Source organism: Kiloniella sp. (genome assembly GCF_048259265.1).
Taxonomy (GTDB): Bacteria; Pseudomonadota; Alphaproteobacteria; order Kiloniellales; family Kiloniellaceae; genus Kiloniella.
Window position 1 is genome coordinate 170,029 of the sequence record NZ_JBLXHT010000002.1, and the last position, 18,382, is coordinate 188,410.

Annotated in this window: 15 protein-coding genes; 9 read left to right on the plus strand and 6 right to left on the minus strand. The window is 43.9% G+C overall.

Annotated features, from left to right (window positions below; all coding sequences use genetic code 11):
* Positions 1–19 precede the first annotated feature (19 nt).
* The 6 genes from ACN0QW_RS03980 (at position 20) to ACN0QW_RS04005 (ending at position 8,862) form a co-directional block, all read left to right on the plus strand.
* Entirely contained in the window at positions 20–976 is a 957-nt protein-coding gene (locus ACN0QW_RS03980) for an ABC transporter substrate-binding protein (RefSeq protein ID WP_417428982.1), read from the plus strand.
* A gap of 108 nt (positions 977–1,084) precedes the next feature.
* Entirely contained in the window at positions 1,085–2,116 is a 1,032-nt protein-coding gene (locus ACN0QW_RS03985; RefSeq protein WP_417428984.1) for a quaternary amine ABC transporter ATP-binding protein, read from the plus strand.
* A gap of 8 nt (positions 2,117–2,124) precedes the next feature.
* Positions 2,125–4,146 carry an ABC transporter permease gene (locus tag ACN0QW_RS03990; protein WP_417428986.1) on the plus strand — a complete coding sequence of 674 codons (2,022 nt, stop codon included), beginning with the start codon at positions 2,125–2,127 and terminating at the stop codon, positions 4,144–4,146.
* Positions 4,143–5,030 (plus strand): phosphotransferase, encoded by an 888-nt coding sequence (locus ACN0QW_RS03995; RefSeq protein WP_417428988.1) that lies wholly within the window; start codon positions 4,143–4,145, stop codon positions 5,028–5,030. Before ACN0QW_RS03990 ends, ACN0QW_RS03995 begins: the two co-directional genes overlap by 4 nt.
* Positions 5,027–7,486, plus strand: a complete 2,460-nt coding sequence (locus ACN0QW_RS04000) for a GcvT family protein (RefSeq protein ID WP_417428990.1) — start codon at positions 5,027–5,029, stop codon at positions 7,484–7,486. The genes ACN0QW_RS03995 and ACN0QW_RS04000 overlap by 4 nt, the downstream gene beginning before the upstream one ends.
* A 197-nt stretch (positions 7,487–7,683) precedes the next feature.
* Complete coding sequence (locus ACN0QW_RS04005) at positions 7,684–8,862, plus strand: iron-containing alcohol dehydrogenase (RefSeq protein WP_417428992.1); 1,179 nt, start codon at positions 7,684–7,686, stop codon at positions 8,860–8,862.
* Between the two features lie 101 nt (positions 8,863–8,963).
* On the opposite strand, the gene ACN0QW_RS04010 is transcribed toward ACN0QW_RS04005, so the two are convergent.
* Entirely contained in the window at positions 8,964–10,190 is a 1,227-nt protein-coding gene (locus ACN0QW_RS04010; RefSeq protein WP_417428994.1) for a TIGR03862 family flavoprotein, read from the minus strand.
* Positions 10,191–10,329: 139 nt separating this feature from the next.
* Positions 10,330–10,575, minus strand: coding sequence for a hypothetical protein (locus tag ACN0QW_RS04015; RefSeq protein ID WP_417428996.1), 246 nt, complete (start codon positions 10,573–10,575; stop codon positions 10,330–10,332).
* A gap of 281 nt (positions 10,576–10,856) precedes the next feature.
* On the opposite strand from ACN0QW_RS04015, the gene ACN0QW_RS04020 reads away from it, so the two are divergent.
* From ACN0QW_RS04020 to ACN0QW_RS04030, 3 genes are all read left to right on the plus strand, one after another.
* Positions 10,857–11,585, plus strand: coding sequence for a hypothetical protein (locus tag ACN0QW_RS04020; protein WP_417428998.1), 729 nt, complete (start codon positions 10,857–10,859; stop codon positions 11,583–11,585).
* Positions 11,586–11,610: 25 nt separating this feature from the next.
* Entirely contained in the window at positions 11,611–12,429 is an 819-nt protein-coding gene (locus ACN0QW_RS04025) for a hypothetical protein (RefSeq protein WP_417429000.1), read from the plus strand.
* A gap of 125 nt (positions 12,430–12,554) precedes the next feature.
* On the plus strand, positions 12,555–13,466 hold the full coding sequence (locus tag ACN0QW_RS04030) for a tetratricopeptide repeat protein (protein WP_417429002.1): 912 nt from the start codon (positions 12,555–12,557) through the stop codon (positions 13,464–13,466).
* A 42-nt stretch (positions 13,467–13,508) separates the two neighbouring features.
* Here the strand turns inward: ACN0QW_RS04030 and ACN0QW_RS04035 are convergent, their stop codons facing one another.
* Genes ACN0QW_RS04035 through ACN0QW_RS04050 form a run of 4 tightly spaced genes read right to left on the minus strand, consistent with a single transcriptional unit; the run spans position 13,509 to position 18,374 of the window.
* Entirely contained in the window at positions 13,509–14,489 is a 981-nt protein-coding gene (locus ACN0QW_RS04035) for a type II secretion system F family protein (protein ID WP_417429004.1), read from the minus strand.
* Positions 14,486–15,502 carry a type II secretion system F family protein gene (locus tag ACN0QW_RS04040; RefSeq protein ID WP_417429006.1) on the minus strand — a complete coding sequence of 339 codons (1,017 nt, stop codon included), beginning with the start codon at positions 15,500–15,502 and terminating at the stop codon, positions 14,486–14,488. The genes ACN0QW_RS04035 and ACN0QW_RS04040 overlap by 4 nt, the downstream gene beginning before the upstream one ends.
* A complete protein-coding gene (locus ACN0QW_RS04045) occupies positions 15,499–17,130 on the minus strand; it encodes a CpaF family protein (RefSeq protein ID WP_417429008.1) in 1,632 nt (543 codons plus the stop codon). The genes ACN0QW_RS04040 and ACN0QW_RS04045 overlap by 4 nt, the downstream gene beginning before the upstream one ends.
* A complete protein-coding gene (locus ACN0QW_RS04050; RefSeq protein WP_417429010.1) occupies positions 17,130–18,374 on the minus strand; it encodes an AAA family ATPase in 1,245 nt (414 codons plus the stop codon). Before ACN0QW_RS04050 ends, ACN0QW_RS04045 begins: the two co-directional genes overlap by 1 nt.
* Positions 18,375–18,382 lie beyond the last annotated feature (8 nt).

Below are 18,382 nucleotides of genomic sequence, written 5' to 3' on the forward strand. Positions count from 1 at the left end.
CCTTACAGGGAGTAGGTTTATGATTAAAACATCAAGGTTTGCATTGGCTTTACTAGGAAGCCTTGCACTGTCAAATTTTACAACAACAGCTTCTTTTGCTGATGTTGAATCAAATGATCCTATTAAACTGACATTACATGATTGGACGGGACAGCTTCTGACCACCAAAATCATGGGGTCAGTTCTACAAGAAGCCGGTTATAATATTGAATATGTTCAGGCTGATTATATCGCTCAATTTGCAGGTCTCAAAGAAGGCGATCTTCACGTTGCTATGGAGATCTGGGAAACCACAGGTCGTGAGGCTATGGATGAAGCGACCGCGACTGGCAAGGTGGAAAATTTGGGCGAGTCAGGTATGGTGGCCATCGAAGAATGGTGGTATCCCTCCTATATGAAAGAAGTCTGCCCAGGCCTGCCGAATTGGGAAGCTCTCAACGAATGTGCCGAGGCTTTTTCCACACCTGAGACCGCGCCAAAAGGTCGTTATCTTGGGGCCCCTGTAACTTGGGGAGGCTTTGATGATGAGCGTGTTGAAGCGCTCGAGATGGATTTTGAAGTCATCCATGCGGGTACAGATGCAGCTCTTTTTGCAGAACTGGAATCTGCATATCAAAGAAAGGCGCCTGTGCTGCTCTGGGTTTATGCTCCACACTGGGCACCAGCTAAATTTGATGGCGAATGGGTCGAATTCCCAAAATATACAGCTGAATGTTATAATGATCCATCATGGGGATCGAACGAAGATGCTGCTTATGACTGTGGTAAGCCTACGGGACCGATTTGGAAAGTTGCGTGGTCTGGTGTGAAAGACAAATGGCCTGGTGCTCATAAGGCAATTGAAGACTTTAACATTTCCAACGATGAAATGTCTCAGATGATTATTGAAGTCGATCTCGATGGCAAAGATATGGATGCCGTCGTGAGTAATTGGGTCGATGCAAATAAAGACCGTTGGGCATCTTGGATTAAATAAGATGTAGATTGATCGGGGAAGAGGAGGAATCCTTTTTACTCCTCCTTATCCCCGAGCAATTATTGAATATCGAAACATAAAATCTTTTCTGTAATAGGTCCTGTGGGTATGAGCTCATCAGTTAAATTGTCGTGCCGTGGTGTCTGGAAGATATTTGGGCCCGATGCAAAAAACTTTCTCGTAAATCACAATCACAAACCTAGATCGCGTGATTTGAAAGCAGCCAACCTTGTTGGTGGCGTGCGGGATGTGAATATAGATATCCATTCTGGTGAAATCTTTGTCATCATGGGCTTATCTGGATCTGGTAAATCCACACTGGTTCGCTGTCTATCTCGGTTGATTGAACCAACCGGTGGCGAGATACTTTTTGATGGACAAGACCTCTTAAAGGCTAGTGATGATGAAATGATTGAGATCCGTCGCCATAAAATGGGGATGGTTTTTCAGCACTTCGCGCTACTACCGCATCTAACTGTTCTAGGTAACGTTGCTTTCCCTCTGGAAATACAAGGGATCTCAAAAGAGAAGCGTGAAAAGTTAGCCCTGGAAATAATTGAACTTGTCGGCTTGTCCGGACGAGAGAACTATTATCCTCGCGAGCTTTCCGGTGGACAGCAGCAACGCGTTGGTATCGCGCGTTCACTTGCTGTTGAACCTGAAATTTGGTTTTTGGATGAGCCCTTTTCTGCGCTGGATCCCCTAATCCGCCGCGAGATGCAGGACGAATTTATCCGCCTGCAGAATGTGCTCAAAAAAACCATTGTTTTCATAACTCACGATTTTGACGAAGCCATTCGTCTTGCTGACAGAATTGCAATTATGAAAGACGGTAAGGTGATACAGATTGGTACACCTGAAGATCTCGTGATGAACCCCGCAACGGATTATGTTGCAGAATTCACCCAACACATCCCAAGGGCAAAGGTTCTGACAGCAGGGTTGTTGAAAGAAGCTTATGATTCTTCAATTAAAACGTCGGGAACAGTCGCGCACGATACTGTAATTGCTGATATCGCAGATGATATCGAACGCTCTGATAAGCCTTTTGTTGTGACAACAGCCGATGACACGCCTGTTGGTCTTTTAAGCCGTAAAAGGGTTATGGACGTCCTCGTGGGGCGCGAGGTGTCGTTGTGATTTCAGCAATGAAGAATAAGGTTTTGGATGTCCGGCCTTTTGGTTCAGCGAAAATTTTTTGGATATTGGCGCTTCTTGTAACAGTTTTTTTCTATCTAGAAGGCAAGGGACTGTTTCCCAAGTGGATGTTCAAAGTTCCGCGAAAATCACAAATCCCTGTAAAGAATTACATATCCGATTTTATGAATTGGTTAGTCCAGGAAGCTAATTTTGGCTTTTTTACCTTCAAAGAATTAACGCGGGGTATATCTGGTTTACTTGATCTTCCTTTGTCTTTTGCCACAAGTCTTTTTTCAACGGGATTTATGGAAGGCCAAGGGTCGCAAGCTATTCAAATTATTCCACCAATGTCATGGATTGCGGTGATCGCTGCAGTGGTTGCAATGGGGCATTATGCCAAGGATTGGAAACTCGCAAGCTTTATTGGGGCGTGTTTCCTCTATCTGGCTATTTTTGGTCAGTGGGATAGTGCAATGGTGACTTTGGCCTCCATTGTCATTGCCGTTCCCTTTGGTGTTGTCGGGGGCTTGCTATTGGCGATAGGGGCTTATCGCTTTCCTTGGTTCGAGAAAACAATCTCTCCTGTTCTGGATTTGATGCAGACAATTCCTGTTTTTGCCTATCTGGTACCGATCCTGTTCTTGTTTGGCTTTGGTCCAGTTGCGGCGATGATTGCCACCATTATTTATGCCATGCCGCCAATGACACGTATTGCGATTATGTCGTTAAAAGGTGTGCCAAGCGAGATTATTGACTTCGGTAATATGGCGGGATGCACCAAGCGACAGTTGATGTGGAAGGTTCTTGTTCCCTCTGCTGCGCCAGGTATTATGGTCGGTGTTAATCAGGTGATTATGCTGTCTCTGAATATGGTCATTATCGCATCGATGATTGGGGCAGGTGGACTTGGATATGATGTTTTGTCATCCTTGCGACGATTAGATATCGGTGGCGGGCTTGAAGCAGGTGTTGGTATCGTTGTCCTTGCTATTGCTCTTGACCGGTTGAGCCAAGCATTTGCCGCACGGTCTGAACCCATACATCTTGACGGGCAGGCAAATATTATTCGACGGCACCCTTGGTCTTTGTCAGTCACAGTTATTGTTCTCTTTACTCTTGTATCCGGCTTTATCGTTCCGGCTATTCAGAATTATCCCGATACTTGGGAATTGGGCGTAGGGTCCTCATTAGCTGAATTAGTTGCGTGGATTAATGTCAACTTCTTTGATGCACTTGAAGCCTATAAAACCATTGTTCTGGTTTACTTCATGGTACCCGTGAAGCTTGTTTTGCTTAAGATGCCGTGGGCTTGGACAATCCTGTTGCTCTGTGTCGGTGCGTGGCAGTTAGGAGGCAGAAAACTCTTTCTTTTAACGCTTCTTCTAAGTCTGTTTATTGTTGCGACTGGAATGTGGGAAAAAGCAATGATTACCGTATACCTTTGCGGCGTATCGGTTGTGATTGCCTGCCTTATCGGTATTCCTGTTGGTATTCTTGCAGCAGAAAACGATCGTCTCGGTCGTGTTGTACAAGTGGTGATTGATACACTTCAAACATTACCAAGCTTCGTGTATTTGATTCCTGTTGTGATGCTGTTCCGCGTTGGCGATTTCTCAGCAATGGTGGCTGTTGTTCTCTATGCAATTGCACCAGCCATTCGGTATACGACACACGGGATACAGCAAATTCCATCGTCCTTGGTAGAGGCTGGCATAACTTCTGGGTGCACACGACGCCAATTGCTCTGGAAAGTTAAGCTGCCACTTGCGCTGCCTGAAATCCTTCTCGGCCTAAATCAAACGATTATGCTTGCGTTGTCCATGTTAGTTATCACCGCTTTGGTTGGAACTCGTGATCTTGGACAGGAAGTTTATATTGCCTTGACCAAAGCAGATACCGGACGTGGGCTGGTGGCCGGACTTTCCATTGCCTTTATCGCAATTATTGCGGATCGCATGATTGCCGCAGGTTCTCGTAAAGCTAAACAACGCCTTGGATTGGGCGGGGAATTGGGACAGGAAACCCGATGACAAACAAAGAAGATATCATAACGCAGCTTCCCTGTTGGGATGGTGCGGTTGATCCTGAACCTCTTGGGGGAGGGATTACCAATCACAACTATACAGTTCAGGATAATAAGGGAAAATACGTCGTTCGTTTCGGGGAAGACATCCCGGTGCATCATGTGATGCGCTTTAATGAGCTGGCGGCGAGCCAAGCAGCCTTTCAGGCTGGAATTTCACCCGAGGTGATTTTTGCTGAAAACGGCATCATGGTTTTGCGCTTCATCGAAGGAACCTGTTTTGATGAGAGTATGGTCCGTGATCGGAATAACTTGGAAAAAATTATTCCTCTGATACGGCGAGCACATACTGAAATACCAAAATTTTTACGCGGACCATCGCTTGTGTTCTGGGTATTTCATGTCATTCGGGATTATGCGGCTACCTTGAAAGTAGGGCGGAGCCGAATGGTCAATGAACTGCCTTGGCTTTTGAATAGCGCGACCGAGTTGGAAGCAGCCGTCGGTAAGGTGGATCTGGTGTTTGGGCACAATGATTTGTTGGCGGCAAACTTCATTGATGATGGCAATCGGGTTTGGCTATTTGATTGGGATTATGCCGGGTTTAATTCCCCTCTTTTTGACCTTGGGGGGCTGGTTTCCAATTCAGCACTGGATAAATCTGCAGAACAGTGGGTACTCGAAAGTTATTTCGATAGTCCTGTGACGGATGAACTTCTGCATAGATACGAGGCGATGAAATGCGCCTCTCTCTTGCGAGAGACCATGTGGAGTATGGTGTCGGAAATTCATTCTGATATCGATTTTGATTATCAAAAATATACCGAGGAAAACCTCGATAAATTCAAAGCACAGCTTCAAGCCTTCCAAAAAAGTGAGATACAAAAATGACCGATTCAAAATCTGATACCCTGCCTAAAGATGCTCGGATAGTCGTTATTGGCGGTGGTATTGTCGGGACATCAACAGCCTATCATCTTGGCAAGATGGGCTATAGTGACACAATACTAATAGAACGCGGCAAGCTCACATCTGGCACAACATTTCACGCTGCAGGTTTGGTGGGACAGCTGCGTTCCAATGCCAACATTACCCAATTACTAGGTTATTCTGTTGATCTTTATAAAAATTTGGAAAAAGAAACAGAGCAGGCCACTGGATGGAAGATGAACGGTGGTTTGCGTCTGGCGTGTAATGAAGAACGTTGGACAGAGGTAAAGCGTCAAGCAACAACAGCCCATTCCTTTGGTTTAGACATGCAATTGCTTACACCTAAGGAAGCGCAAGAGCTGTGGCCGATGATGACAATCGATGATGTGGTAGGTGCTGCTTTCTTACCAACAGATGGTCAGGCAAACCCATCGGACATTACACTTTCCCTTGCAAAAGGGGCGCGAATGAACGGCGTTTCAATTTTTGAAGATACTGAAGTTCTTGATGTTGAAGTGGAAGATGGCAAGGTTGTGGCCGTTGTTACTTCAAAGGGACGTATTGTCTGTGACAAGGTTGTAAACTGCTGTGGTCAATGGGCACGTCAGGAAGCAAAAAAAGTAGGTGTAAACGTTCCATTGGTGTCGGTTGAGCACCAGTTTATGATTACTGAGAAAATTGAGGGAATTACCTCAGATCTCCCGACACTGCGTGATCCGGATCGCTTAACTTACTACAAAGAAGATGTTGGTGGTTTGGTTATGGGAGGTTATGAGCCTAACGGTATTCCTTGGGCAACAAAGGGATTTCCGGAAAAATTCCATTTCTCCTTGCTGGATTCAAATTGGGATCATTTCGAACAGCTTATTGAGCTTGCCTTGGGGCGTGTGCCAGCACTGGAAACCGCGGGTGTTCGCGAGCTTATCAATGGCCCTGAAAGCTTCACACCGGATGGTAACTTTATTCTTGGTGAGGCCCCAGAGTTGAAAAATTACTTTGTTGGCGCTGGTTTTAACGCCTTCGGTATTGCTGCTGGTGGCGGGGCTGGTATGGCTTTGGCGGAGTGGGTTGTTAATGGCGAACCGCCGTACGATCTATGGCCTGTGGATATCAGAAGATTTGGCCGAGCCCATTTTGATACAGATTGGGTCCGCAAACGCACGCTGGAAGCCTATGGTAAACACTATACAATGGCTTGGCCTTTTGAAGAGCATTCATCCGGACGTCCTAATCGTAGATCCCCGCTTTATGATGTCTTGGAAAAGCAAGGAGCCTGTTTTGGGGAGAAATTGGGGTGGGAAAGACCAAATTGGTTTGCCAATAAGGGACAAGAGGCCAAAGATATCTATTCTTTCGAACGCCAAAATTGGTTTGAGAATGTTGGTAAAGAACACCTCTTAACTCGCTCTAATGTAACTGTATTTGATCAATCATCGTTTGCTAAATTTAAGCTGGTGGGGCCGGATGCTGAAAAAGCATTGAGCTGGATATGTGCAAATGATGTTTCTAAAAAAACAGGTGCGTTGATCTATACGCAAATGCTGAATGATCGCGGTGGTATTGAGTGTGATTTGACTGTGGTACGTGTTGCCGAAAACGAATTTTATATTGTTACAGGCACAGGTTACGCCACACATGATTTTGACTGGATCAGAAAAAATATACCAGAGGGATTAAACGCTCAACTTGTTGATGTAACGTCCGGTTATTCCGTTCTTTCTGTCATGGGGCCCGATGCAAGAAAAGTACTGCAGAAAATTTCCTCTGATGATCTTTCCAATGAAAATTTTGCCTTTGGTACAATGCAAACCATTGGTGTTGCTGGGGCTCCGGTTATGGCGCTCAGAGTTACCTACGTTGGGGAACTCGGCTGGGAACTCCACATCCCAACTGAATTTGCCATTAATGTTTATCAAGCTTTGATGACGGCAGGGGAAGAATACGATATTGGCAATGCTGGATATCGGGCGATTGAAAGCCTCCGTCTGGAAAAAGGTTATCGCGCGTGGGCTTCAGATATCGGCCCAGATCATACACCGTTAGAGGCGGGCATGGGATGGGCTTGCAAGCTTAAAAAAGATATAGATTTTAAAGGTCGAAAAGCCTTGGAATCTCAAAAGGAAGAAGGTGTTAAAAAGAGTCTATGTTGTTTCACAATTGATGACACCGATGTCATTCTTTTGGGACGAGAGACGATCTATCGCAATGGCAAACGCGTTGGTTGGTTAACCTCAGCAGGTTTTGGGTATACCGTTAACAAAAATATCGGTTACGGATATGTGCGTAATGATGAGGGCGTCAACCGCGCTTATTTAGAATCTGGAGAATATGAATTGGAAGTCGGAACAGTACGCCATAAATGCGCAATACATTTTAACGCGTTGTTCGATCCTAAAATGGAAAAAGTGAAGCAATAACTGTGTCTTAATCTGTTATCTTCAAGTGTTTTCTTTTTCTTTGATACAGCCAGTCATACGAAAGAAAATGCTTGAAGATTTATTTGTTGGTAATTGTTCAATTTTTGTCTTAGATATCTTCGTTCGAGCCATAAGGTTCGGTAAATAAGCAAATACGTGAAAAACGTAACGCCTTCCACCTCATACGGAGAAAAACCGTGAACGATAAAATTGAAAATATGCAGGGTAATTGGAATTACCCGACTACTGTTCGTTTTGGTGTTGGTCGCATCAAAGAAATTGCTGAAGTCTGCAGTGGTCTTGGAATGAGCAACCCGCTTCTTATTACAGATGCAGGCCTTGCCGCCTTGCCAATGGTTGCGGATGTTGTTGCAACATGTAAAGCAGCTGGTCTTGGTTGTGATGTATTCAGTGACATCAAACCGAATCCTATCGGTCAAAACATCATGGATGGTGTTACTTACTATCACGCAGGCAAACACGATGGTGTTATTGCTTTTGGCGGTGGTTCTGGGCTGGACGCTGCAAAAGCTGTTGCGTTGATGGTTGGGCAGGATCGTCCGCTTTGGGATTTTGAAGATGTTGGTGACAATTGGACACGTGCCAATGCAGACAAGATTGCACCAATCGTCGCTGTGCCAACAACATCTGGCACAGGTTCAGAAGTTGGCCGTGCTTCCGTTATTACGCACGAAGAAACACACGTTAAAAAAATCATTTTCCATGCGAAGATGATGCCATCTGTTGTTATTGATGACCCTGAATTGACTGTTGGTCTTCCGGCAAAGCTGACGGCTGCAACTGGCATGGATGCCCTTTCACATAACCTAGAAGCGTTCTGTGCACCTGGATACCACCCAATGGCTGATGGTATTGCTGTTGAAGGTATTCGTCTTATTCAGAAGTCTTTGGTGAAAACTGTTGAAGACGGTACGGATCTGGTTGCTCGTTCTGACATGATGATTGCATCAAGCATGGGGGCAACTGCCTTCCAAAAAGGTCTTGGTGGTATGCATGCGCTGGCTCACCCTCTTGGGGGAATTTATGACGCGCACCACGGTATGTTGAACGCTATCCTGATGCCATATGTGTTGATTGCGAACCGCTCTGTGATTGAAGATCGTGCTGCTTATCTTGCCCGTTGCCTTGATTTGAAAGACGCTTCCTTTGATGGGTTGTTGAAGTGGGTGATGGACCTTCGCACAACCCTGGATATTCCTAATGCTTTGTCTGCGATTGGTATTGACGAAGACAAGGTTGATGAAATCGGCGTTCTTGCGACACAGGATCCATCTGCTGGCGGGAACCCAATCAAGTTCACACCGGAAGAGTATTCTACGATCCTTCTAAAGGCGATCCGAGGTGACCTTGGATAAGGTTAATAGAGAAAATCTTTAGAGATTTTGTGTTATAGGAAACCGGGAATGTTAAGCATTCCCGGTTTTTTGTTTCTGAATATCTATTGATATTTGATTTTTTAAGGCCGTTTTCCGAGGTAACGATCAACGCCTTTTGCGACATGTACAGCCATGGAGAAACATCCTTGGAGCAAATAACCACCGGTTGGGGCTTCCCAATCCAGCATTTCCCCAGCAACAAAAACGCCCGTCAGGTGCTTTAGCATTAAGTTGTCGGTGCACGAATCAAAGGTGATACCACCAGCTGTAGAGATCGCCCTGTCTATTGGTCTTGCTTTGTTAAGAGTAACAGGTAGGGCCTTTATTTTTTCTGCAAGGATCTGAGGGCTGTTAAACTCTTCTTTGCTTGTAAGGGATTTGAGCAAGTTAAGGCTAACAGATGATAATCTGATCTCTTGCCTAAGGAACTTTCCAAGTGACAGATGTTTTGCCCTCTCGGAGAGGGCTTTTGCCAGTCGTTCTTTACTATGTTTAGGCTTTAGGTCAATGAAGACTGTTGTTGATTGATGACTTTTTATTGCTTCTCTTATTGATTTGCTGAGGGCATAGACTGCGCCTCCCTCTAGACCATATGAAGAAAGCATGATTTCTCCCTTTACTGTCATATCAGCATGGGTGAGCGAGATATTTTTAAGGGGATGGCCAAAACAGCTTTCTGGCAATGATTGCGGCCAATGTGTTTCGTATCCACAATTCGTCGCTTCCAAAGGTTCTATTTCTATATTTTCTTTGGTCAATATCGGAACCCAGGCTGCATCCGAACCCAATTTACCCCAACTTGCGCCACCAAGAGCCAGAATAGTTGCCTTTGGGGATAAGTTAATGACTTGGTTCTCGCTGTCTTTGATAAGTAAATTTTTTTGCTCATCAAAACCGACCCACTTATGGCGGGTAAAGAGCTTTAATCCTTTGCCAGATAGGTCGGACAACCAAGCGCGCAAAAGCTCTGTTGCTTTAAATTTAGTTGGAAATACGCGTCCACTAGAACCGATAAATGTTTCCTGTCCGAGGGTCTGACAGAAATCTCTTAAATCATTTGGCGTGAACTGTTGTAAAAGAGGGGCGAAGAGGTGAGCATTTTCATAATAGCGGGTGGCAAATTTATCGAGTGGCTCGCCATGTGTAAGATTAAGACCGCCACGGCCAGCAAGTTGGAACTTTCTGGCTACTGAGGGCTTGGCATCGTAGAGATGAACACTGTGGCCCATTTCTAGCAGTTTGTGTGCAGCCATAAGTCCTGTGGGGCCGCCCCCTATAATAGCAATGAATTCTGATGTTTTGTTCACATAACTCTCCTGAGGAAAGAGTTATATAGGCAATCGGTTAAGCTGTGTCATCCGTTTCCCCAAAAAATCATCGGTAGGTATAGAATGTTTAATTATAAAACCTTGTTCGCGGTTAATTTCAGGAAGTGTGAGGCGATGACTATTCTTGATCTTTTTCTTTCTCTAGATCTTTATCTTTTAATGCTTTAAGCACTTTTTCAGCAAAGGCGCCTTGATCGTGGCGCGCGTGAAGGAAAAGCTCGACTGTTTTTCGAGCTGATTCTTTGTCATAGGGAACTTGACCATTCATTCGAAGTTCAACTTCCTTTAAAATTTTTGGATCAAGTTTGCCACGGAGAGATCTCAAATCATTGAGGACTTTTTCCTTGATATCTTCTTCAGCCATTGGCAGTTCCCTTAAACAGCGGTTCTAGGTATATCGTCATACTACACCATTTTGCCATGGAATGGACACAACTTGAGTATATTTTTCGAAATAACTATTATGTTAGGTAAAACACGATCTTTTCTGATGGAGAGCACTATTGTAGCCTTTTACTTTATCGAACGAGGTAAAAGCTGTAATTTAGAGTTGCCATTCAGTAAGTTTGTTGTATATCAACGGTTAGGCGCGTAATAGAGGCGCAGCTTGATTTTAACACAATTAGAGTATGGATAAAAATATAGATGTCTCTCGGTCTTCGTGAAACCCGTCGCCGTCGTTCAAACAATTTCCGTTGGGCGGTTTTCAAATGGACAATAGCTTTAATCCTTGTCGGCGCCGCAGGTTGGTACTCGTACCGGGCTGGGCTTGAGCTTGCAAATCGTAAGGTTATCACCCTGAACGATAAGAATAGTGAGCTGGAACAAACCGTTCAGGAACTTATGGAATTAAGAGACGAGCTTAATAGTAACTTGGAAGCGACCAAAGAGACTGCTGCTGGTTGGGAGAACAGATATCAAAAAGATGTGCCAACTGGCGAGTTGAAGGTTATCGTGACCGATTTACAGGAAAAAATTGAGAACGGGGTTTCCCTTGAACGACTTAAATTTTTGATTGCGAGCGCTGAAAATAAACGTGTGTGTGACAATAATCCTGAAGAAAAACGCTTTTATGTTAACACGCCGATTTATACTGGGGTAAACGATAGCGTCAGTTTTGCGCGTGGTGGAGTTACCATTACGGCGAAGGGTGAGTCAGCATACAATGCCGAAGATAAAATCGAAGCATGGTATGATCCTGCTAAGCCACTGGACTTTGTTTTCACAACTCTGGGCGGCAAGTCTGTGAAGTTATCGGGCAAATTACCATTACACAAATCTATTGTTGTAAATGGATCTGAGTATAGGTTTACTCTGAAAACAGGTGCTAAAGGTTTTGTCCAGGTTATCGGTGATCGTTGTGATTACCCCTGATTTATTCTGCTCTTAAGGCGAATGGATGTTAATCGAAGCGTTGAATTTTCTTTCTGCCAGGTGCGAAGGTAAATTCAAACGCTTTGGCTATTTACACGAAGCGATTGCCATTGACGCTCGCTTTCGAAGGTGTAAATCAGCCTGGAAGTCCCATCTTGAAAATACCAAGTCCGAAATTGTATCGGCAATTGATAAAACGTCTAAACACGCGAAGGTCGTCGTTTTAGGGGCTGGGGCAGGATACGATATACCGTTGGATGAACTGGAACGTCGATTTGATCGTGTGGTTCTGGTCGATGTTGTTTTTTTAAGATCCATACGAAAAATTGCCCAGAAAAGTTCGAAGATCACATTAGTCGAAGCAGATCTTACGGGACTTGTTGATTCCCTTGAAGATTTGAGTTCAGATTTTGATGTTAAAGAAATTCAAAGCAAGCCACCAGTCGATCTGTTAGATGGCGCTGACCTTGTTATCTCTTGTAATATTTTATCTCAACTACCGATCTGTATTCAGAACTGGCTAATAAAGTCGGGTGTAGATGAGGATGATGGTGATTTGCAAAAATGTTGCCTAAAAATCATAACAGATCATCTTAAGTGGGTGGAAAACGCTGATTCTTCTATCTTGTTAATAACAGATTTAGAGCGCCGGGTTGAACCTGTTAAAGTAATGGAAGAGGGCGAGATAAGGGATAACGCGCTCTATGGTCTGAAATTCAATAAGCTTGCGGCAAACTGGATTTGGGATATCGCCCCAAGCCCGGAAGTTGACACGGCATATCATTTAAAGCACCTCGTTGGGTCTGTGTATCTAAAGCATGATGATTTTTTTGATATTTCCTGATGGGCTATTTTCGTAACTTAACAAACGGCACGCCTGTTTAGATCTGTATTACTTAACGAAAGTTTAAGTACATTTCCGTTACTTTAGCATGAGTTTTGTTTTGTGCGTCTGAACGGAGAAAAGATATGTCCTTAATACTTGCCAAAAGGATAGTTATCCTTGGGGGGGTATCCTTCGTATTGTCTAGCTGTTCAGTGATGCATAATATTTCATCCGCTGTTGGCATTAAGCTCCCCAAAAGTGAGGTTGCGCAGGGAAGTGTTGACCCCGTTGAAGATAATGGGATGGACGAACAGAGCCAACAGGTTTTCGATATTGCCGAGGCGACTTATAATAGAGGTGATTACCGCACAGCAATTGGACTTTATCAGCGTGTGTTTGAACTGAACCCCGATAACCCCAAGCCTATGCTTAGGATCGGAGCAATTCTCAATAAAAGAGGAGAACCTCTAGCTGCAGGGCAGGCATATCGACAGGTTTTAGTTGTCGATCCACAGAATGTTGAAGCGAAACGAGGTCTTGGGCTTGCTTTTATGGCTAGGGGACAGCTGGATCTTGCGATAGAGCAATTTTCTGAAGGTCTCGCGATAGAAAAAAATACCAAACTATTGAATGCTATGGGGGTCGCCTATGATAAGAAAGGTGAGCGTCAAACCGCCCAAGAGTATTATAAAGCAGGATTAGAAATGGATAAGGAAAACCTTACCCTTCAAAGTAATTACGGGCTTTCAATGTCATATGAAGGCCGCCATGACGAGGCACTGGCTATCTTGTATCCTCTGTCTAAAAACCCAAAGGCTACCGTACAGCATCGACAGATACTGGCCATGGCTTATACTCTCTCTGGCGATCTGGATGCCGCCGAGCAGACATCGCGGATTGATATGGATGATGCAGATGTGGCGAAAAGAATGCGGTACTTTAATTCTTTGACACCAGAAACAACTAAGCCGTCATCTTTGGCTGTAAATGATAGTGCTATCAGTACGAAAGCTAAAAGTCCTGTAGAGCCTATAGAGAGCGAAGTAATTAATTAATAGAAGCTATGTTATTAATCATTCTCAGAGAGTGTTTGTTGATTAGTAACGATTAACAAAGCTGTCCAATGTTCGCATCACAGCAGGACCAAGTAGAACGATAAAAAGTGGTGGCAAAATAAAGATCACCATTGGTACCGTCATAATCGCTGGGAGCTTGGCGGCTTTTTCTTCTGCTTTCATCAATCGTTCATGCCTTAGTTCATTACTCATTACCCTGAGAGATTGAGATAAAGGCGTTCCGAATTTTTCGGATTGTATCAGAGCATTTACCAAACTTCTCATCATGGATATATCGACACGACTGGCGAGGTTGTTAAGGGCTTTTTTGCGATCTGGTAAAAATCCCAATTCCAGAGACGTTAGGGATAGTTCGTCCGCCAGTTCTGGGGCTGCGTCTGCCATTTCCTTTGATACCCTTGCAAACGCTGCATCTAGACTAAGTCCGGCTTCGGTGCAAATAACCATTAAATCCAAACCATCAGGTAGTGATTTTCGGATGATTTCTTGGCGTTTAATGATTGAATTTTTTAAAAGGATATCGGGAAGCTTTGCACAAAGTAAAGTTGCCCCGATAGTCGCGAATGCTTGACCCATTGGGGCAAGGTTTATTGCTTTGAGAACATAGATATATAAATAGGCAAAGGACGCTCCGCATATCGGAGAAATAAGCTTGAAAAATAGATAGCGGTATAGTGCGTCTGGGGTCCGTTTCCCCGCTCTGGAAAGCATAAAGGCATACTTTTCGGCTTGATCGTTTTTCATCAGTTTAAAGAAATCAACAACCTGCCTCATTAGATTTTCTGATTTAGGAGTGATACTTCTGTGCTGCTTCGGGGTTAGATAACTTGTGCGTAAACCATCTCGTAACTTCGCGAGTTCTGCAGTCTTTTTAGTGCTAGGGTCTCTTTCGAGTAATGAGTACCAGATGGCAATAAATATCGCTAAAACGGTCAAGCTGGCGCTTAAGATTAAAAATTGCTCTTCTGTGAAACTGGCTGGGATTATGTCTGATAAATTCATATTTCAAATTTCACCATTTTGTACATAACCCCACAACCAAGAGCGATCATAAACAACCCTACACCCAAAGCAAAATGCCCCCTCGGGTCGGTCAAGAGCTGGGATGTATAGCCAGGGTTCATTGTATGAATAAGTGCAAACATGACAAAAGGCAAAGAGCCAATGATATAGGCTGATGCTTTTGCCTCTGAAGACATTGCTTTAATCTTCAAGTGCATTTGTTTTCTTTTTCGCAATATATCGGACAGGTTCGCGAGTGTTTCAGATAGGTTACCACCAGTTTCCATTTGTATAGACAGGGCAACGGTAAAAAATTGAAACTCTTGAAGACCTAGACGATTTTGTGCCTTAGCGAGTTCATCTGGGAGCTTACCACCAATTTTGACCCCATTTGTGACTTTTATCAGTTCTATTCCAACTGGATCGCCAATTTCTTCACCCGCATTTTTAATTGCTTCTGTAATTGGTAAACCAGCCTTTAAAGCTCTTACCATGAGATCTATAGCGTCAGGAAAAAGGGCTAGAAATTTTTTCTGACGCCTTTTTTTTAGTACATAAAGTCCAAAATGGGGGGCGCAGAGGCCGAAGATAATTGCCAATAGCGCTTTTAATATTACCGGTTTGTCTGTTGTAATATGAAAGACACCAAAAAAGAGGATACCCACAATAATCGAGATAATTAACAAGCGACCGAGATTGGGGTGTAAACCGGCTTTTTGCATGTTTTCTCTTAACAAATCAGGCTTGGGTGTTAAGTGCCTGATAATCTCGTCAAGCTTAACATTCCCGCTACCTTCGGTTTGCCGCCGAATACTTAGATGTGCTGTGGGTAATGGTGATTGATTTTTTGCACTATTAACAATGTTCTTTATTCTTGTTTTTGTATGTTTATTGTCTGGCTTTAAAATTAAATAAAGCAAGATCATCAGCATGAGTAAAATGACAGTAATTACTGACATTACCTGTAAATCAGTTGCGCGGCCCGCCGCTATATCCTGAAATAATCCGATCATCCCATCGCATCCATTAAGTGTTTACCCAAGCTAAAGTATTCTGCTTTCGGGAAGAAGAAGGGCCTCAGGCCTGTAGATTTAAACTCACCAGTAAGGTTCCCATCTTTATCTTCCCCTAAGAAGTTAAAGGTAAATAGATCTTGCGTAGTGACAATATCGCCTTCCATACCGATGACTTCCGTTACATGGGTAATTCTTCGCATACCATCACGCATTCGAGAGACTTGAATAATCATATCAAGGGCATCAGCAATTTGGGTACGCACAGCTTTGGCAGGAAGGTTAATTCCGGCCATTCCAACCATGTTCTCAAGACGGGTAAGAGCTTCTCTTGGTCTGTTGGCGTGAACAGTACCCAGTGATCCATCATGTCCTGTGTTCATCGCCTGAAGCATGTCAACAGCTTCTGACCCACGTATCTCACCCAATATGATCCGATCTGGTCGCATACGAAGCGAGTTTTTAACCAGGTCTCGCATGGTAATCGCGCCTTCACCTTCAAGGTTGGGTGGTCGTGTTTCCAAGCGTACAACGTGGGGCTGTTGCAATTGAAGCTCGGCAGCATCTTCAATTGTAACGATGCGTTCACCGTGATCAATCATTTGAGATAAAGCATTTAATAGTGTTGTTTTTCCTGAACCTGTCCCGCCGGAAATCAATATGTTCAATCTGCTTCTCGAAGCAATTTTCATCACTGTAGCCATCTCAGGTGATATATTTTTTTGCTTTTTCATTATATCGAGCGTGATGTTTTGCTTGGCGAACTTTCTTATAGAGATAGACGAACCATCAATAGCAAGTGGAGGAATAATGATGTTTACACGGCTACCATCAGCAAGTCGGGCATCACACAGCGGGGTGGTTTCATCGACACGCCGCCCAACATGAGCCACTATTCGTCTAGCTACGTTCATTACATGGTCGTTATCTCTAAACACCACGTCAGTAAGTTGAAGTTTACCGCCCTTTTCAATATAGACTTGGTTCGGCCCATTCACCATGATGTCAGTTATACCTTCGTCAGCGAGCAAAGGCTCAAGCGGTCCTAAGCCGAGCATATCTGCAAGAATAAGCTCAATGACTGCTGATTTCTCTGGCGCGTTCAGGCGTAATTTATCTTCAAAAAGAATTTCACCAACAATTTCACCTAATTGGCTGGAAAGCTCTTCTTTTGGAAGCTTTGAAGCCGCAGAAATGTCCAATCGGTCCATTACTTTGGGCTGTATGATAGATTTTGCTTCTTCAATATTACCAGATGCTGAACTGGCCTGCTGTTCGGTGTTTGTATTTGGTTGCTTAGGTTTGTTTATGGGGTAGGGCCTGCTTTCAAATTTGGAAAGGGATGGGACAGGGACAACCTCTGCTTCGGTCTGATTTTCTTCTTCTTTTCGAACGTGAGTTACATACCAATCTATGAGATTCGTAATCAATGCCCGTCTTTGCAATAGGTTAAATTCACTGCTTTGATTCTCTAATTCTTCAGTGACTATTTGCCCTATTTTCAAGCTTAATTCTGGACGTGACATTACAGAGGCAGGTTTATCGGTCAGCTTAGACTTTAGTAATGCTTTAAGCTGTTCGTCTTGTTGATTGCCGTCAGCTTGCTCAGTATTCTGTTCGTGTTGCATTACGAGAGACCAATTAGTTTACGCCAAGTCGCTTTTTTCGATTGTGTACTATCTGCAGGAGCGACAAGCTTTGCGAGTTTGATAAAGGCTTTTGACAGTTTAGCTTTTGGGTCAAGTGCCACAGAGGGCTTACCGTTGTTGGCCGCTTTTATTGACAGCTTGATGTCTTCTGGAATTTCAATATCAACGCTGACGCCAAGAGCTTTTGCAAACTCTGACGAAGGAATTGCTGATTGAGTGCTGCCTGTTTTGTTCGCTACGACAAGGACCCGACATTCATGATTTATTGTTTTTATTAAGCTTTGGGCTCTGATGGTATCTCTTAGGCAGGGTAGATTGTATTCTGTCACAAGAATAACCGTACCCGCCTCGGATAGAATGTCTTTTCTAAGCTTAACTGCCGATTTGGGCGTGTCGACAATAAGTTGCTGATGCTCCCGAGAAAGGGCTTCCATCAAAATAGCTATCCCGTCTTGGGTAAATGACAGATCTTCTGTCAAATTTTCTTCAGTTGCCATAATGGCAAGGTTTTCAGACAGCTTCGCTGTGGTACTGGATATAAAAAGACTATCTAGTCGTTCCGGGTTCTCTAGTGCTTCTCTTAGTCCTTGGGTTGGCTCAATGTCCAGGGTGAGTGCGATTGTGCCAAACTCGATATCCATATCCAAAAGGGCAGTCTTTATTTTTAATTCTTCGGCAAGTAACCAAGCTAAATTAACTGCGACAGTACTTGCTCCGACCCCGCCACGAACGCCTAAGATAATTGTCTTATTGTTCTCTGATGGAATGACGTCATCTTCTTGCGAAATGTACACAACATTTGATTTGTCAGCATTGTTGACCGCAGTTAGTAATGCTTTCTCTGTTAATGGCTTGAGTACATACTCTGACACACCGATTTCGATCATTTCTCGATAAAAGCCGATATCATTTATCGACCCGACTGAAATTAACTTGGTGTTTTCAGGCAGAGCAGTAATCAGTGAGAATAGAGACGTAGCAGCAGATAATTCGTCGTTACCTATATCGACTAACAGATATTTGGGGGCTGGGTTGTCACCAAGGTAAGACATGGCATCCTGACATTGCCCATCTCTCACTTCAGCCGCAAGACCAAGTTGTCTGGATACAGCCAGAGTTACATCGTGGGTTTGTCCATCACTTACAAACGCAACAAGTTCGGCGGCTGTGTCGAGATCCTCGTTCAAGTCCCCAAAAATATCATCAATTTCATTCGAAGCCATTTTACATT

Bases quoted from the DNA above. Each gene is read 5' to 3' on its own strand.
- ACN0QW_RS04025 (WP_417429000.1), top strand. From the start codon at position 11,611: ATGTTAATCGAAGCGTTGAATTTTCTTTCTGCCAGGTGCGAAGGTAAA.
- ACN0QW_RS04020 (WP_417428998.1), top strand. From the start codon at position 10,857: ATGTCTCTCGGTCTTCGTGAAACCCGTCGCCGTCGTTCAAACAATTTC.
- ACN0QW_RS03995 (WP_417428988.1), top strand. From the start codon at position 4,143: ATGACAAACAAAGAAGATATCATAACGCAGCTTCCCTGTTGGGATGGT.
- ACN0QW_RS03990 (WP_417428986.1), top strand. From the start codon at position 2,125: ATGAAGAATAAGGTTTTGGATGTCCGGCCTTTTGGTTCAGCGAAAATT.
- ACN0QW_RS04000 (WP_417428990.1), top strand. From the start codon at position 5,027: ATGACCGATTCAAAATCTGATACCCTGCCTAAAGATGCTCGGATAGTC.
- ACN0QW_RS04030 (WP_417429002.1), top strand. From the start codon at position 12,555: ATGTCCTTAATACTTGCCAAAAGGATAGTTATCCTTGGGGGGGTATCC.
- ACN0QW_RS04050 (WP_417429010.1), bottom strand. From the start codon at position 18,374: ATGGCTTCGAATGAAATTGATGATATTTTTGGGGACTTGAACGAGGAT.
- ACN0QW_RS03980 (WP_417428982.1), top strand. From the start codon at position 20: ATGATTAAAACATCAAGGTTTGCATTGGCTTTACTAGGAAGCCTTGCA.
- ACN0QW_RS04015 (WP_417428996.1), bottom strand. From the start codon at position 10,575: ATGGCTGAAGAAGATATCAAGGAAAAAGTCCTCAATGATTTGAGATCT.
- ACN0QW_RS04045 (WP_417429008.1), bottom strand. From the start codon at position 17,130: ATGCAACACGAACAGAATACTGAGCAAGCTGACGGCAATCAACAAGAC.
- ACN0QW_RS03985 (WP_417428984.1), top strand. From the start codon at position 1,085: ATGAGCTCATCAGTTAAATTGTCGTGCCGTGGTGTCTGGAAGATATTT.
- ACN0QW_RS04040 (WP_417429006.1), bottom strand. From the start codon at position 15,502: ATGATCGGATTATTTCAGGATATAGCGGCGGGCCGCGCAACTGATTTA.
- ACN0QW_RS04035 (WP_417429004.1), bottom strand. From the start codon at position 14,489: ATGAATTTATCAGACATAATCCCAGCCAGTTTCACAGAAGAGCAATTT.